General features: G+C 63.7%; 15 protein-coding genes and 1 tRNA gene. 11 read left to right on the top strand and 5 right to left on the bottom strand.

Going from position 1 to position 16309, the window contains the following annotated elements:
* Positions 1–54: 54 nt before the first annotated feature.
* From pepT to ABIF91_RS40655, 4 genes are all read right to left on the bottom strand, one after another.
* Positions 55–1305 (bottom strand): peptidase T, encoded by a 1251-nt coding sequence (gene pepT, locus ABIF91_RS40670; protein WP_028178220.1) that lies wholly within the window; start codon positions 1303–1305, stop codon positions 55–57.
* Positions 1306–1413: 108 nt separating this feature from the next.
* Positions 1414–1728, bottom strand: coding sequence for an HU family DNA-binding protein (locus ABIF91_RS40665; protein WP_028178219.1), 315 nt, complete (start codon positions 1726–1728; stop codon positions 1414–1416).
* Positions 1729–1922: 194 nt separating this feature from the next.
* A tRNA-Asp gene (locus ABIF91_RS40660) sits at positions 1923–1999 on the bottom strand.
* Between the two features lie 159 nt (positions 2000–2158).
* A complete protein-coding gene (locus ABIF91_RS40655) occupies positions 2159–2362 on the bottom strand; it encodes a hypothetical protein (RefSeq protein WP_028178218.1) in 204 nt (67 codons plus the stop codon).
* 546 nt (positions 2363–2908) lie between these two features.
* Between ABIF91_RS40655 and ABIF91_RS40650 the strand changes: the two genes are divergently transcribed.
* The gene (locus tag ABIF91_RS40650) at positions 2909–5161 is read left to right on the top strand and encodes a TonB-dependent siderophore receptor (protein ID WP_424579756.1); all 2253 of its coding nucleotides are present in this window, start codon (positions 2909–2911) and stop codon (positions 5159–5161) included.
* Positions 5162–5434: 273 nt separating this feature from the next.
* On the opposite strand, the gene ABIF91_RS40645 is transcribed toward ABIF91_RS40650, so the two are convergent.
* Positions 5435–6564 (bottom strand): IS3-like element ISRj2 family transposase gene (locus tag ABIF91_RS40645; protein WP_086023025.1). Its coding sequence is split into 2 segments (ribosomal slippage): positions 5435–6312 and positions 6312–6564, totalling 1131 coding nucleotides; the frame shifts between segments, so codons are not numbered across the junction.
* 686 nt (positions 6565–7250) lie between these two features.
* Between ABIF91_RS40645 and ABIF91_RS40640 the strand changes: the two genes are divergently transcribed.
* Genes ABIF91_RS40640 through nuoH form a run of 10 tightly spaced genes read left to right on the top strand, consistent with a single transcriptional unit; the run spans position 7251 to position 16309 of the window.
* Positions 7251–7616 carry an NADH-quinone oxidoreductase subunit A gene (locus tag ABIF91_RS40640; RefSeq protein WP_008136158.1) on the top strand — a complete coding sequence of 122 codons (366 nt, stop codon included), beginning with the start codon at positions 7251–7253 and terminating at the stop codon, positions 7614–7616.
* Positions 7613–8194, top strand: a complete 582-nt coding sequence (locus ABIF91_RS40635) for a NuoB/complex I 20 kDa subunit family protein (protein ID WP_370124085.1) — start codon at positions 7613–7615, stop codon at positions 8192–8194. Before ABIF91_RS40640 ends, ABIF91_RS40635 begins: the two co-directional genes overlap by 4 nt.
* 11 nt (positions 8195–8205) lie before the next feature.
* Entirely contained in the window at positions 8206–8820 is a 615-nt protein-coding gene (locus ABIF91_RS40630) for an NADH-quinone oxidoreductase subunit C (protein ID WP_424579755.1), read from the top strand.
* 2 nt (positions 8821–8822) lie between these two features.
* Positions 8823–10019, top strand: a complete 1197-nt coding sequence (locus ABIF91_RS40625) for an NADH-quinone oxidoreductase subunit D (protein WP_028178213.1) — start codon at positions 8823–8825, stop codon at positions 10017–10019.
* Positions 10019–10981 (top strand): FkbM family methyltransferase, encoded by a 963-nt coding sequence (locus tag ABIF91_RS40620; RefSeq protein ID WP_424579754.1) that lies wholly within the window; start codon positions 10019–10021, stop codon positions 10979–10981. Before ABIF91_RS40625 ends, ABIF91_RS40620 begins: the two co-directional genes overlap by 1 nt.
* A 10-nt stretch (positions 10982–10991) precedes the next feature.
* Complete coding sequence (nuoE, locus tag ABIF91_RS40615; RefSeq protein WP_028178211.1) at positions 10992–11603, top strand: NADH-quinone oxidoreductase subunit NuoE; 612 nt, start codon at positions 10992–10994, stop codon at positions 11601–11603.
* Positions 11603–11809: a hypothetical protein gene (locus ABIF91_RS40610; RefSeq protein WP_028178210.1), complete on the top strand. Its 207-nt coding sequence runs from the start codon at positions 11603–11605 to the stop codon at positions 11807–11809. The genes nuoE and ABIF91_RS40610 overlap by 1 nt, the downstream gene beginning before the upstream one ends.
* A gap of 15 nt (positions 11810–11824) precedes the next feature.
* On the top strand, positions 11825–13150 hold the full coding sequence (gene nuoF, locus ABIF91_RS40605; RefSeq protein ID WP_028178209.1) for an NADH-quinone oxidoreductase subunit NuoF: 1326 nt from the start codon (positions 11825–11827) through the stop codon (positions 13148–13150).
* A 5-nt stretch (positions 13151–13155) separates the two neighbouring features.
* Positions 13156–15231 (top strand): NADH-quinone oxidoreductase subunit NuoG, encoded by a 2076-nt coding sequence (gene nuoG / locus ABIF91_RS40600; RefSeq protein WP_028178208.1) that lies wholly within the window; start codon positions 13156–13158, stop codon positions 15229–15231.
* 10 nt (positions 15232–15241) lie between these two features.
* Positions 15242–16309 carry an NADH-quinone oxidoreductase subunit NuoH gene (gene nuoH / locus ABIF91_RS40595; protein WP_085966504.1) on the top strand — a complete coding sequence of 356 codons (1068 nt, stop codon included), beginning with the start codon at positions 15242–15244 and terminating at the stop codon, positions 16307–16309.

Here is a 16309-nt window from a genome sequence, read left to right as displayed (position 1 = left end):
TGGCCGGGCGTGAGCCCGGCCATTTCAATATTTACGACGGTGAGGGGCCCTAGACTAGGCCCGTTCCTCCCAGATCATGGCGAGGTGGACGATGGTCTGCACCGCCTTTTCCATGTCCTGCCGGCTGACCCATTCGAGCCGCGAATGAAACGCGTGCTCGCCGGCGAAGATGTTGGGGCAGGGCAGGCCCATGAACGACAGGCGGGAGCCGTCGGTGCCGCCGCGGATCGCGGTGCGCATCGGGCGCAGGCCGGCGCGGCGGATCGCCTCGATGGCGTATTCGAGGACGTGCGGGTGACGATCGATCACCTGCTTCATGTTGCGGTATTGCTCCTTGACCTCGAATTTGTAGGTCGAGCGCGGATAGTCCTTCATCACGTCCTTGACGAGGCCCTCGAGCAGGACCTCCTTCTCCTTCAGTCCCTCCTCGGTGAAGTCGCGGACGATGAAGGAGAGCGTCGCCTGTTCCAGCGCGCCCTCGATGCCGATCGGATGCAGGAAGCCCTGCTTGCCGGAGGTCGTCTCCGGTGAGTAGCCTTCCTTCGGCAGCCGCTCGACGATGGCGGCGGCGATCTTGATCGCGTGCTCCATCTTGCCCTTGGCGTAGCCGGGATGGGCGCTGACGCCGTTGATGGTGATGGTGGCGCCGTCGGCCGAGAAGGTCTCGTCCTCGACGCAGCCGGCGCTCTCGCCATCCATGGTGTAGCCGAAATCGGCGCCCAGCTTCTTCAGGTCGACATTGTCGACGCCGCGGCCGATCTCCTCGTCCGGCGTGAACAGGATCTTGATGGTGCCGTGCTTCACATCGGGGTTGTTGAGGAAGAAATGCGCGGCATCCATGATCTCGGCGACACCGGCCTTGTTGTCGGCCCCCAGCAGCGTGGTGCCGTCGGTGGTGATGATGTCGTTGCCGATCTGGTTCTTCAGCGCGGGGTGCTCGGCAAAGCGGATCACCTGGCTGGCGTCGCCGGGCAGCACGATGTCGCCGCCGCGATAGTTCTTCACCATTTGCGGTTTGACGTCCTTGCCGGTGACGTCGGGAGATGTGTCCATGTGCGAGCAGAAGCAGATCACCGGCACCTTCTTGTCGGTGTTGGCCGGGATGGTGCCGTAGACATAGCCGTAATCGTCGAGATGGGCGTCCTCGACGCCCATGGCCTTCAGCTCGGCGGCGAGCACGCGGCCGAGATCCTTCTGCTTCTCGGTCGAGGGGGAGTGAGGAGAGTCCGGATCGGACTGGGTGTCGATGGTGACATAGCGCAGGAAGCGCTCGGTCACGGTGTGCGAAAAGGTGAGGGAGGACATTTCTGGTCGAACCGCCGAACTTGAGGGAAGCAGGCGGTATATCAGAAAAGCCGGCCGCGATGCGGCCGAACGAACCCCGATCAGGCCTAATGAATCGTAAGCGCTAGTCTAGATCGCCTCTTTCAGTTCCTTCACCGCGCGGAACGCGACCTTCCGGCTGGCCTTGATGTGGATCGCTTCGCCGGTGGCGGGATTGCGGCCGGTGCGGGCGGCGCGCTTGCGGACCTGGAGGATGCCAAGGCCCACGATACGGACACGGTCGCCCTTCTTGAGGTGTTTGGTGATCAGGTCGACCATATCGGTCAGGACGGATTCGGCGTGCTTTTTCGAGAGGTCCTGGCGCTCCGCGATATCGGCGGCGAGGTGCTTGAGCGTGATGGTCGCGGGAGCGGCTGCCTTCTTCGCCGAATCCTTCTTAGCCATGACTGGCCTCCTCGATTCCACAGGAAGCCCCGGAAAAGCCGGAAACGTGCGGGGATCCCTCTAAGTCTCGGAAGGCGTAGACGATTCGGACGTGGGCTGACTATGCCGAGAGTTCCCGCCGCGCGCCGGTAATCGCTGGCAGATGCGACAGGCGTGGAGAAATTCGGGCTAAGGCTATGAAGGGATTGCCAAAATGGCGCGAGAGACGGGGCTCGAACCCGCGACCTCCGGCGTGACAGGCCGGCGCTCTAACCAACTGAGCTACTCCCGCGTGGTTCGCTCGACGCGCGCGGAACGAGGGGGGACTTAAAGGGGGGACATGGTGAAGTCAAGGACGTTGCGCTTTACTGGCCTGTCTCGGCTAAGCATTGCCCTGGAAAACAAAAAGGCCGCCCGGGGGCGGCCATTGGTCAGCCCGGAACAGGACGTATCAGCGAATCTCCGAGCTCGCCGCACTCGTGACCGCCACCGGCTTGCCGGCCTTGATCACAGGCGTCGACTGGGCCGTCTGGCCGTAATCGCCATGGGTGCGGGCTGCGATCCCGAAGCCGGCCACGACGATACCGGCCACCAGCGCCACCACCACGATTTTCAGGTGGGTCGCACGATCAGCGGAATGAATTGAGTGGTTCATCTGAGCCTCCCGACGGGCTTTGCCGCCGTCTATGGCTTTGTCTTAAGGGCGATCTGTTTCCGGATCGTTTCGCGGGTTCCGCAAAATGGTTTCATCTCCCCGCCCGGCTGGTTTCGTCCGGGGACGGAAGCGGGCCCGGACGAACAGCGGCGTCGAGGCCGTCGGCCGGGACAGGGACAGATCAGCCCACGTTCGCAGATCCGTTGTCGCGCAAGCTGATCGTGAAATCCGAAGTCCGAAGTTGCGGCGAGAACTGACCTCCTGATCGCGGTGGCCTCGGCGCAGCCGAACTCCTTGCAGTGCTGCGACAGGCGGTGAGCTCACGGTGATCGCCGCCGGGATGTTCGAGAGCGAGAAGAATGCGCGCTGATCTCGCTGCAACAACGAGAAATGTTGGAGCACTTCTAAGAGTCTCTCTAAGAAGCTTTCAATTAGGGATTCCGCGCGCTCTCACATAAGCGTCATCGCAAGCGCATGCCGTTTCGGGACAGGCGGCATGATGCATCACACATGCAGCTTTGGGGTGGCGCGTTGAACAGTCTTGGAATGCTGCGGTCTGCCGTGTTGGCGACCGCATCCGCTTGGGTCTTGATGCCGCAGGCATCGCTCGCACAATCTTCCTCGCAAAGTGGCGCGCAGAACCTGCCGGCGGTGACCGTCACTGCGCCGGAAGCGCGTCGCCGCGCGGCCACGACTCCTCAGCGCCGTTTGCCGCGGGCGTCGGAACAGGTCGCCACTCGAAACAGACCGCAGCAGCCGCAGCGCAATGTCGGCTTCGTCGAGACGCCGCGCGGCCCGGTGAACGGCTACGTCGCCGGCCGCAGCTCGTCCGGCACCAAGACCAACACGCCGATCATGGAAACACCGCAGTCCGTGTCGGTGATCAGCGCCGAGCAGATCCGCGACCAGAAGCCGATGAAGCTCGACGAAACCCTGCGCTACACCGCCGGCGTGCGCGCCGGGACGTTCGGCGCGGACACCCGCAACGACTGGTGGCTGATCCGCGGCTTCAAGTCCGACGACATCGGGCTGTTCCTCGACGGCCTGCAACTGTTCTACACGTCCTATGCGAGCTGGCGGCTGCCGCCGTCCAACATGGAGCGCGTCGAGGTGCTGCGCGGTCCGTCCGCCGTGCTCTATGGCGGATCGAGCCCGAGCGGCATCGTCAACGTCATCAGCAAGATGCCGCCGGCCGAGCCGATCCGTTACATCGAGACCGGCGTCAACAATTTCGGCAACGCCTATGTTGGCTTCGATGTCGGCGGTCCCATCGCAACGCAGCCCCAGGACGGCAAGCTGTTCTACCGCGTCGTCGGCGAGGTCAGGACCGGCGGGACGCAGGTCGACTTCACGCCTGACAACAACTACTTCATCGCACCGTCATTCACCTGGAAGCCTGATGCCGATACGACCTTCACGGTCCTTGCGTCGGCGTCGAAGACGGACACCCGCGGCATCAACTTCCTGCCTTACCAGGGCACGGTGACCAACGCGCCGTTCGGGATTCCGACCAGCTTCTTCGTCGGCGATCCCAGCGTCGACAAGTTCACGCGCGAGCAGGAGATGCTCGGCTACCAGTTCGAGCGCAATCTCACCGACGACCTCACCTTCCGGCAGAATGCCAGATTTGCGCATATCGACCTGACCTATCGCGGTTACATCGGCAACGGTTGGGACAACGTCAACACGGCGACGATGGGCCGCTATAACTGGTATGCGAAGAACGCCGCGAACCAGGCCAATCTCGACAACCAGCTGGAGTATCGCTTCAACACCGGTGCCGTCAGGCACACGATGCTGTTTGGCGTCGATCTCAAGGGCTATCAGATCGACGACTACCAGAGCTTCAATTTCGGCACCGTCCCCTCGATCAATGTCTTCAATCCTGTCTATGGTTTGAACATTCCACTCACGGGCGCCCCGTTCCGCAACTTCCTGATCACGCAGAAGCAGGCGGGCACTTATGTTCAGGACCAGATGAAGCTCGGAAACTTCACGCTGGTGCTGAGCGGTCGCAATGACTGGGTCGAGACGACGCAGGCCGCCCGTGACAGCGGCGTGACACTCGCCAGCCGTGACGACAGCAGGTTCAGCGGGCGGGCCGGGCTGATCTACAATTTCGACAACGGCATCGCGCCCTATGTCTCCTATGCAACGAGCTACAATCCCGTCGTCGGCCTGAACGCCAGCAACCAGTTGCTGCTTCCGGAGACCGGCAAGCAGGCCGAAATCGGCGTGAAGGTGGCACCAAAGGGATTTGACGGCTATTTCACCGCCTCGGTCTTCGACCTGAAGCGCCAAAACGCGCTGACGACCAATCCGACGAATTCGTTGCTGCAGAACCAGACCGGTGAGGTAACCTCGCGCGGCATCGAGCTCGAAGCGGTGGCCAACGCCACCAAGGAACTGAAGCTGATCGGCGCCTTCACCGCCTACCATCTCTTCACCAGTAAGGACCTCGATCAGTCGCTCGTCGGCAAGACGCCGACCAACACGCCTGAACTCCTGGTGTCGGGTTGGGCCGACTACACCTTCAAGGACGGGCCCCTCGAGGGCTTCGGCTTCGGCGGTGGCGTGCGCTACATCGGCTCGTCCTGGGCCGACGCCGCAAACACGCTCGAGGTTCCCGCAGTCGTGCTCGGCGATCTCGCACTCCATTATGAATGGCAGAACTGGCGCACGGCGCTGAACGTGATCAACCTGACCGACAAGATCTATGTCGCGAGCTGCGCGTCGGCCTCGTCCTGCTTCTACGGCGACCGCCGGCGCATCACCGCCAGCGTCTCCTACAAGTGGTGAGCGAGGGCGCGACCTCGTGCAGCCCGCGAGAGGCGGCCAGTCGATCGCGACCGTCCTTCTGCTCCGCCTCACCGGGCAAACCACGGATCTTCCGCCAGGAGATCGATGAGCTCACGGGCCATGCCCCAGAGCTGGCCCCGGTTGTTTGGACAGCGCCCCGCTGGATTTAAGTGGATTCCTGCCGGGTTATGCTGAACGCGGGGCTTTACGGTTTTGTCGTTGCGTCGGGAGGGCGTAGCCCGACCAGAGCGACGACAAAACCGTCGGCGACGGTCATGCGGCCATCACCATAGCTTGCGTGCCGAAGTAAGCCTCGTCGGGCGTGCGCCCGTCAAGGCTCGAGTGAGGGCGTCCCTGATTGTAGAAGGCCAGATACTTGGCAATTGACGCTCGCGCCTCGGACACGCTGTCGTAGGCGCGGAGATATACTTCTTCGTATTTGACCGTGCGCCAGAGCCGCTCGACAAACACGTTGTCGCGCCAGGCGCCCTTGCCGTCCATGCTGATGGCGATCTTCGCGTCCAGCAGCACATCGGTGAACTCGAGGCTGGTGAACTGGCTGCCCTGATCCGTGTTGAAAATCTCGGGCCTGCCGTGCTTCGCCAACGCCTCCTGGACCGCTTCGACGCAGAAGGCCGCCTCCATTGTGATCGAGACGCGATGGGCCAGGACCCGTCGGCTGAACACATCGACGACCGCCGCGAGATAGACGAAGCCACGCCGCATCGGAATGTAGGTGATGTCCATTGCCCACGCATGGTCGGGCCGCTCGATCTTCAATCCGCGCAACAGGTACGGGTAGATCTTGTGACCCGGAGCCGGCTTGCTCGTGTTCGGGCGACGATAGACCGCCTCGATCCCCATGCGCTTCATCAGCGTCGCGATGTGGCGGCGACCGGCGTATACGCCCTCCCGCCGCAGCAACGATCGCAGCATACGCGCTCCCGCGAAGGGATAATCGAGATGCAGCTCATCGAGCCGACGCATCAAGGCAAGGTCCTCGGCCGAAACTGGCCGAGGTTCATAGTAGACCGTGCTGCGAGCCAGCTTCAGGACCTTCGCCTGGCGCACGATAGAAAGATCATGACCGCGGTCGATCATCGCTTTGCGCTCAGCAGGCCCGCCTTGGTGAGCGCGCCGGACAAAAAATCGTTTTCCAACGCCAGCTCGCCGATCTTGGCATGTAACGCCTTCAAATCGACCGGCGTCTCGGCCGATGTCTTGTCATGCCCAAACACGCCGGCGGCGCCTTCCAGGAGCTGGTTTTTCCAGATCGTGATCTGGTTCGGATGAACATCAAACAGTTGCGCCAGCTCCGCCAGTGTCTTGTCGCCTTTGACCGCAGCCAAAGCAACCTTCGCCTTGAATGCCGGAGAATGCGTCCGGCGGCTCTTCTTCGTCATCTTCGCTCCTGATTCGCAGCAAGAATCCTCGCCGCTGTCAGGCAGAAAATCCACTCAAGCTACTGTCCGAATTTGCGGGGCCAGCTCTCCCCCAGCCCGAAGCTCATCCGAGCGCGGCGCGTGCGACCAACCAGCAAGTCGCCGCCGCCGCGCTCGCGGCCGGTCCGGGGTGGGGCGCGGGCCGACGCATTCGCCAGACGAGACCCGGCCTCGTCGTGACGCATGGCTCTTCCGATCGCGCGCAGTTGTGGATAGTGTCTCGGCAGCACCTGTCCTGATCGCGGCGGGCGCCATGATTGGCTCCCTTGGCTGTGCTGCTCTGTGGAGACCGTTGGCAAAATCTGCTACTGCAGTGGCGGGAGGGGACCTGCGGCGGGTTTGAGTGTGCTGCCGACCCAAGAAAACCGAGCATTTTGGTCGTCAGCGCATCGCGCATAGCTGTCCCGGCCCGAGCGCCGCAATCTCAGAACTGCTGACCTGCGAAACCGTGACTGCCCTTGCTGGGTCAGGCGATCTGCTCCATACCAGCCGCGGGGTGATTCCGGGATTTTCACCGTTCTGGGAGCGGCAAAGGGCCTGAAAAGAGCGTGTCTTGCGCCCATTGGTGCACTGCGCTAAGGCTCAGAATAATTCCAAATCGGACGAATCCGTGGCTGTCCCGAGGCTGCGGGAAAAAGGGCTCGTCAATGAGCGGCATTCTTCAGAACTATCTACCACTCGTCGTCTTTATAGGGGTAGCGGGCCTGATTGGCCTGGTGCTGCTGATCGCGCCCTTCATCGTGGCGTTTCAGCAGCCGGACCCGGAAAAGCTGTCGGCGTATGAGTGCGGTTTCAACGCCTTCGACGACGCCCGCATGAAGTTCGACGTCCGCTTCTATCTGGTCGCCATCCTCTTCATCATCTTCGACCTCGAGGTGGCGTTCCTGTTTCCCTGGGCGGTGGCGTTCGGCAAGCTTGGCGCGACCGGCTTCTGGTCCATGGTGGTGTTCCTCGCCGTGCTGACGGTCGGGTTCGCCTATGAGTGGAAGAAGGGAGCACTGGAATGGGATTGAACCCTGCACCGTCCGCCGGTCCGGTTGTCGCGCCGGCCCCCAAGGGCATCCTGGATCCATCGACCGGCAGGCCGGTCGGGGCCAATGATCCGTTCTTCCTCGAGGTCAATTCCGAGCTGTCCGACAAGGGCTTCTTCGTGGCCGCGACCGACGACCTTATCACCTGGGCGCGCACCGGCTCCCTGATGTGGATGACCTTCGGTCTTGCCTGCTGCGCGGTCGAGATGATGCAGGTGTCGATGCCGCGCTACGACGTCGAGCGCTTCGGCTTCGCGCCGCGTGCCTCGCCGCGCCAGTCCGACGTGATGATCGTGGCGGGAACCCTGACCAACAAGATGGCCCCGGCGCTGCGCAAGGTCTACGATCAGATGCCCGAGCCGCGCTACGTCATCTCGATGGGCTCCTGCGCCAATGGCGGCGGCTATTATCACTATTCCTACTCGGTCGTGCGCGGCTGCGACCGCATCGTGCCGATCGACATCTACGTGCCGGGCTGCCCGCCCACGGCGGAAGCGCTGCTCTACGGCGTGCTGCTGCTGCAGAAGAAGATCCGGCGCACCGGCACCATCGAACGCTAAGGTTTTACGTCATGGATGACGCCAAGCTCGACGCCCTGGGGCAGACGATCGTTAGTGTGCTTCCGGGCGCCGCTACCGGTCACTCGGTGGCGTTCAACCAGCTCACCGTGGATGTCGAGGCCGCCAAGATCGTCGAGGTGGTCAAGTACCTCCGCGATGACCCGAACTGCCGTTTCGTCAACATCACCGACATTACGGCGGTGGACTATCCCGATCGTGAGAAGCGTTTCGACGTGGTCTATCACTTCCTGTCGCCGACGCTGAACACGCGGATCCGGCTCAAGGCGCAAGCGGACGAGACCACGCAGGTGCCGTCGCTGATCGACGTATTCCCGGGCGCAGACTGGTTCGAACGCGAGGCCTACGACCTCTATGGCGTGTTCTTCGTCGGTCATCCCGACATGCGGCGCCTCCTTACCGACTACGGCTTCGAGGGGCATCCGCTGCGCAAGGACTTCCCGCTCACCGGTTTCGTCGAGGTCCGCTACGACGACCAGGAGAAGCGCGTGGTCTACGAGCCCGTGCGGCTCAACCAGGAATTCCGCAAGTTCGATTTCCTCTCGCCGTGGGAGGGGGCGGACTATCCGGTTCTTCCTGGAGATGAGAAGGCGGGACCGAAGGTCTGATCATGAACGAGCAACCCGAAAACCTTCGCAATTTCACCATCAATTTTGGGCCGCAGCATCCGGCGGCCCATGGTGTGTTGCGTCTCGTGCTCGAATTGGATGGTGAAGTCGTCGAGCGCGTTGATCCGCATATCGGCCTGCTGCATCGCGGCACCGAGAAGCTGATCGAGCAGAAGACCTATCTCCAGGCGATCCCGTATTTCGACCGGCTCGATTACGTCGCGCCGATGAACCAGGAACACGCCTTCTGCCTCGCGGCCGAAAAGCTGCTCGGCATCGAGGTGCCGCGCCGCGGCCAGCTGATCCGCGTGCTGTATTGCGAGATCGGCCGCATCCTCTCGCATCTGCTCAACGTCACCACGCAGGCAATGGACGTCGGCGCGTTGACCCCGCCGCTGTGGGGCTTCGAAGAGCGCGAGAAGCTGATGGTGTTCTACGAGCGTGCCTCGGGCAGCCGCATGCATGCAGCCTTCTTCCGCGTCGGCGGCGTGCATCAGGACCTGCCGCAGAAGCTGGTCGACGACATCGAGGCCTGGTGCGATCCGTTCCTGAAGGTAGTCGACGACCTCGACCGGCTGCTCACCGCCAACCGCATCTTCAAGCAGCGCAACGTCGACATCGGCGTCGTGTCGCTCAAGGAAGCCTGGGAGTGGGGCTTTTCCGGCGTGATGGTGCGCGGCTCCGGCGCGGCGTGGGACCTGCGCAAGTCGCAGCCCTACGAGTGCTATGCCGAGATGGATTTCGACATTCCGATCGGCAAGAACGGCGACTGCTACGACCGCTATCTGATCCGCATGGAAGAGATGCGCCAGTCGGTGCGCATCATGAAGCAGTGCATCCAGAAGCTGAATGCGCCTGAGGGCAAGGGCCCCGTCGTCGTCGAGGACAACAAGGTCGCGCCGCCGCGCCGTGGCGAGATGAAGCGCTCGATGGAAGCGCTGATCCACCACTTCAAGCTCTACACCGAGGGCGTCCACGTGCCGGCCGGCGAAGTGTATGCCGCGGTCGAAGCGCCGAAGGGCGAGTTCGGCGTCTATCTCGTCGCCGACGGCACCAACAAGCCCTATAAGTGCAAGATCCGCGCGCCGGGCTTTGCGCATCTGCAGGCCATGCATCACATCTGCCGCGGCCATCTGCTCGCCGACGTCTCGGCGATCCTCGGCTCACTCGACATCGTGTTCGGAGAGGTCGATCGGTGATGGCGCAGGCGCCAATCCAGTTTGACCGTGCCTCGGGGGCCCTTGAAGGGGCCAACCTGTGGGAGCGGACGGCTGCCTTGGCGCTGGTGACGGGATCGAAGATCTCCTCGCATTTCTCGCACATGGGATACATCGCCTGCGCGAATTTGCTGCGCAGGACGCTGCCGGAGCGCAACATCGCGATCAGGCTCAATCCCGACGCCGTGTTCGAATTCCCCTACGGCGACGGCTATTGGAGCAAGCTACTCAACCGCTCCTACAATTACGAGGACGAGCTCGAGCTGCTGTTCGCCGACTCCATCGACGTCGACTACACGCTGCTCGATTGCGGCGCCAACTACGGCTACTGGTCGGTGCTGGTGTCGAGCAGGCCGTTTGGTTCGCACAAAGCGATCGCGATCGAGCCGTCGGGCCAGAACTATCCGAAGCTCGCCAACAACGCCCGCGTCAACGGCAACCGCTTCGAGACCATGAAATGCGCCATCGGCGCGGCCCGCGGCACCGCGCGGCTGTCCGGCAGCAAGCACGAGGCATTCAGCATTGCCGGCGATCCGTCGGCGGGCGGTGAAGAAGTGTCAGTGATCGCGCTCGACAACCTCATCGACGACGGCAAGGTCGCGGCCACCGGCAAATACCTGATCAAGCTCGACGTCGAGGGCGTCGAGATCGAGGCGATCAAGGGCGGCGCCCGGCTGCTCGAGGCCGACAGCGTCATCATGTGCGAGGAGCACGGCAGCGACCGCTCCCATGCCGTGTCGCGCTTCATCCTCGAACAGACCCCGCTGAAGCTGATCGTGTTCGATCCGCGCAGCAACCGGATGGAGACCGTGACCGAGCTGTCGATCCTCGACCGCATCAAGGTCTCGACCCACGTCGGCTACAACGTTTTCGGCACCGCAAGCGCATTCTGGCAGGACAGGATCGATGCCCTGAATGCGAAAACCGCGCGCCGTATGCAGTGAGAGATTAGAGATGTCCGTTCGCCGATTAGCACCGAAGGAAGTCCAGCCCGCGAGCTTTGCGTTCACGGAGGAGAACCTCGCATTCGCCAGGCAGCAGATCGCGAAGTACCCGGCCGGCCGCCAGGCCTCCGCGGTCATCGCCATCCTCTGGCGCGCGCAGGAGCAGAACGACGGCTGGGTGTCGGAAGCCGCGATCCGCGTCATCGCCGACATGCTCGACATGCCCTATATCCGCGTGCTGGAGGTCGCGACCTTCTACACGATGTTCCAGCTCGCCCCGGTCGGCAAGAAGGCCCATGTCCAGGTCTGCGGCACCACGCCGTGCCGCCTGCGCGGCGCCGAGGATCTGATCCACGTCTGCGAGCACCGCATCCATCACGAGTCCTTCCATCTCTCCAAGGACGGCAATTTCAGCTGGGAAGAGGTGGAGTGCCTGGGCGCCTGCGTGAACGCGCCGATGGTGCTGATCGGCAAGGATACTTACGAGGACCTGACCAAGGAAAGCTTCGGCAAGGTGCTCGACGGTTTTGCTTCGGGCAATCCGCCCAAGCCGGGTCCGCAGAACGGCCGCCAGTTCTCGGCGCCGATCACCGGGCCGACCACGCTGAAGGAGGTCACCTGATGCGTGATCTCTCGTCGCCGGCAATGCAGGGGAGCGGTGCCATGGAGAAGTGGGGCTTCATCGCGATGCACGCCGTCGTGGCGGCCGCTTTCATCTTCCTGCTGCAGCGTTTCGGCCTGAACGCGTCGCTGGAATCCAGTCTGCTCTGGGCGCTGACGTTTGGTATTTGCGCCGCCGGACTTGCCTACAAGCAGTCCAATCGTTGATCGGAAAGCACTGATATGCTCGAGGACAAGGACCGCATCTTCAAGAACCTCTACGGCCTCCACGATTGGGGGCTCGAGGGCGCGCGGCGCCGCGGCGCCTGGGACGGCACGAAGAACATCATCGACAAGGGCCGCGACTGGATCATCAACGAGATGAAGGCCTCGGGTCTGCGCGGCCGCGGCGGCGCCGGCTTCCCGACCGGTCTGAAATGGTCCTTCATGCCGAAGGAATCGACTGACGGCCGGCCGAGCTATCTGGTCGTCAACGCCGACGAATCCGAGCCCGGCACCTGCAAGGATCGCGAGATCATGCGGCACGATCCGCATCTCCTGATCGAGGGTTGCCTGATCGCCAGCTGCGCGATGAACGCGCATGCCTGCTACATCTATGTCCGCGGCGAGTTCATCCGCGAGCGTGAGCACCTCCAGGCCGCGATCGACCAGGCCTACGAGGCCAAGCTGGTCGGCAAGGACAACGTCAACGGTTGGCCGTTCGACATCTACGTCGCCCACGGCGCCGGCGCCTATATCTGCGGCGAGGAGACCGCGCTGCTCGAAAGCCTCGAAGGCAAGAAGGGCCAGCCGCGGCTGAAGCCGCCGTTCCCGGCGAACGTTGGTCTGTTCGGCTGCCCGACCACCGTCAACAACGTCGAGTCGATCGCCGTTGCGCCGGACATCCTGCGCCGCGGCGCGGCGTGGTTCGCCGGCATCGGCCGCCCGAACAACGTCGGCACCAAGCTCTTCTGCATTTCCGGCCATGTCGAGCGGCCCTGCAACGTCGAAGAAGCCATGGGCATTCCGTTCCGTGAGCTGATCGAGAAGCATTGCGGTGGCATTCGCGGCGGCTGGGACAACCTCAAGGCCGTGATCCCCGGCGGCTCGTCGGTGCGCATGGTGCCGGCCGAGCAGATCATCGACACGCCGATGGATTTCGATTCCCTGAGCAAGCTGCGCTCGGGCCTCGGCACCGCGGCCGTGATCGTGATGGACAAGTCCACCGATCTGATCCGCGCCATTGCCCGCATCTCCTATTTCTACAAGCACGAGAGCTGCGGCCAGTGCACGCCGTGCCGCGAGGGCACCGGCTGGATGTGGCGGGTCCTGACCCGCATGGCCGAGGGCCGCGCCCACAAGCGTGAGATCGACATGCTGCTTGAAGTGACGAAGCAGGTCGAAGGCCACACCATCTGCGCGCTCGGCGACGCGGCGGCCTGGCCGATCCAGGGCCTGATCACGCATTTCCGTCACGAGATCGAAGCGCGCATCGACCAGTATTCGCACAAGGCTGACATCGACGATATCGGCGTCCGCGATCCCGTGAACATGGTCGCGGCGGAGTAAGAGACATGACCAAGCTCATCATCGACGGCAAGGAGATCGACGTCCCCGCCGAATACACGCTGCTCCAGGCGTGCGAGGCCGCCGGTGCCGAGATTCCGCGCTTCTGCTATCACGAGCGGCTGTCGATCGCCGGCAATTGCCGGATGTGCCTCGTCGAGGTGAAGGGCGGCCCGAAGCCGGTCGCCAGCTGCGCCTGGGGCGTGCGCGACTGCCGTCCGGGTCCCAAGGGCGAGCCGCCGGAGATCTCCACCCGTTCGCCGATGGTGAAGAAGGCGCGCGAAGGCGTGATGGAGTTCCTTCTCATCAACCATCCGCTGGACTGCCCGATCTGCGACCAGGGCGGTGAGTGCGACCTCCAGGACCAGGCGATGGGCTATGGTGTCGACACCAGCCGCTTCGCCGAGAACAAGCGTGCGGTCGAGGACAAATATCTCGGCGCGCTGGTCAAGACCTCGATGAACCGCTGCATCCAGTGCACGCGCTGCGTCCGCTTCTCGGCGGAAGTCGCCGGCGCCCCCGAGATGGGCGCCACCGGCCGCGGCGAGGACATGGAGATCACCACCTATCTCGAGCACGCGCTGACGTCGGAACTGCAGGGCAACCTCGTCGACATCTGCCCGGTCGGCGCGCTGACCTCGAAGCCCTACGCGTTCGCGGCGCGTCCCTGGGAGCTCGGCAAGACCCAGTCGATCGACGTCATGGATGGCCTGGGATCTGCGATCCGCGTCGACACGCGCGGCCGCGAGGTGATGCGTATTCTGCCGCGCATCAACGAGGCCGTGAACGAGGAGTGGATCTCCGACAAGACCCGCCACGTCGTCGACGGCCTGCGCACCCAGCGGCTCGACCGGCCCTATATCCGTGAGGCCGGCAAGCTGCGCGCAGCGAGCTGGACCGAGGCCTTCGCCGCGATCGCCGCCAAGGCGGCGCGCACCGACGGCAAGCGCATCGGCGCGATCGCCGGCGACCTCGCCGGTGTCGAGGAGATGTTCGCGCTGAAGGATCTGCTCGCCAAGTACGGCTCGAGCAATCTGGCGGTGCAGGGGGGCGATGCGTTCGATCCGGCGCTTGGCCGCGGCTCCTACATCTTCAACCCGACGCTCGCAGGCGTGGAGCAGGCGGATGCGCTGCTCATCATCGGCGCCAACCCGCGGAAGGAGGCGGCCGTGTTCAACGCCCGCATCCGCAAGCGCTGGCGTGCCGGCGGCTTCAAGGTCGGCGTGATCGGCACCAAGGCCGATCTCACTTACGACTATGACCACCTCGGCGCAGGTACCGAGACGCTCGCCGACCTCGCGGCCGGCAAGCACTCCTTCATGGACGTGCTGAAGAACGCCAAGAATCCGATCATCCTGGTCGGTGCGGGCGCGGCCGCCCGTCACGATGGCGCTGCCATCCTCGCTGCCGCCGCCAAGCTCGCGCTCAATGTCGGCGCGGTGAAGGACGGCTGGAACGGTTTTGGCGTGCTGCACGAGACCGCTTCGCGCGTCGGTGCGCTCGACATCGGCTTCTCCGCCACGGGCGGCGGGCTCAACGCGGCGCAGATGACGACGTTCGGCACGCTCGACCTGCTGTTCCTGTTGGGGGCCGACGAGATCAAGGCGCCGGACGGCACCTTCGTCGTCTATATCGGCACCCATGGCGACCGCGGCGCGCATCGCGCCGACGTCATCCTGCCGGCGGCCGCCTACACCGAGAAGTCCGCGATCTACGTCAACACCGAAGGCCGCGTGCAGATGACCGGCCGCGCCGCGTTCCCGCCGGGCGAAGCCCGCGAGGACTGGGCGATCATCCGCGCGCTGTCGGAAGCGCTGGGCAAGAAGCTCGGCTACGATTCGCTCGCGCAGTTGCGCCAGGCGATCTTCAAGGCCGTGCCGCATCTGATGCGTCTCGACCAGATCGAGGCCGGCTCCGCCGACCAGATCAAGAAGCTGGCCGGGAAGGGCGGTTCGCCCGAGAAGGCGCCGTTCAAGCCCCTGGTCGAGGACTTCTACCTGACCAACCCAATCGCGCGTGCATCCGCCGTAATGGCGGAATGCTCGCGCCTCGCCTCCGGGCATATGCTGACCGCAGCGGAGTGAGCGTGATCTGATGGAATTCTTCGAAAGCGCATTCTGGACCGGGTTCCTCTGGCCGCTGATCATCATGGTCGCGCAGAGCGTCCTGGTGCTCGTCGTCCTCCTGGTCGCGATCGCCTACATCCTGCTCGCCGACCGCAAGATCTGGGCGGCGGTGCAGATCCGCCGCGGCCCGAACGTGGTCGGCCCATGGGGCCTGCTGCAATCCTTCGCCGACCTTTTGAAGTTCGTGCTGAAGGAGCCGATCATTCCGGCCGGCGCCAACAAGGGCGTGTTCCTGCTGGCGCCGCTGGTGTCCTGCGTGCTGGCGCTCGCCGCCTGGGCGGTGATCCCGACCAATCTCGGCTGGGTGATCGCCGACATCAATGTCGGCATCCTCTTCATCTTCGCGATCTCGTCGCTGTCGATCTACGGCATCATCATGGCCGGCTGGTCGTCGAACTCGAAATATCCGTTCCTGGCCGCGCTGCGCTCGGCGGCGCAGATGGTGTCGTACGAAGTCTCGATCGGCTTCGTCATCATCACGGTGCTGCTCTGCGCCGGTACGCTGAACCTGTCGGCCGTCGTCGAGGCCCAGCACGCGCGCGGTCTCGCCAGCCTGATCGGGCTGCCGCAGCTCACCATCCTGAACTGGTACGTATGGCCGCTGTTCCCGATGTTCGTCGTGTTCTACGTCTCGGCGCTGGCGGAAACCAACCGTCCGCCCTTCGACCTCGTCGAGGCCGAATCCGAGCTCGTCGCCGGCTTCATGGTCGAATACGGCTCGACGCCGTACCTGCTGTTCATGCTCGGCGAGTATGTCGCGATCGTCACGATGTGCGCGCTGGCGACCATCCTGTTCCTCGGAGGCTGGCTGCCGCCGGTGGACCTGCCGCCCTTCAACTGGGTGCCGGGGATCATCTGGTTCTCGCTGAAACTGTTCTTCATGTTCTTCCTGTTCGCGATGGCGAAGGCGATCGTGCCCCGCTACCGCTACGATCAACTAATGCGCCTCGGCTGGAAGGTGTTCCTGCCGCTGTCGCTGGCGATGGTGATCGTGGTGGCCGGCGTGCTGCATTTCGCCGGCATCGCGCCGAAGTGA

The organism is Bradyrhizobium sp. USDA 241 (assembly GCF_049739505.1).
Lineage (GTDB): Bacteria > Pseudomonadota > Alphaproteobacteria > Rhizobiales > Xanthobacteraceae > Bradyrhizobium > Bradyrhizobium liaoningense.
Note: the sequence above shows the minus strand (reverse complement) of the source record. Positions and strands in the feature narration are given on the sequence as shown.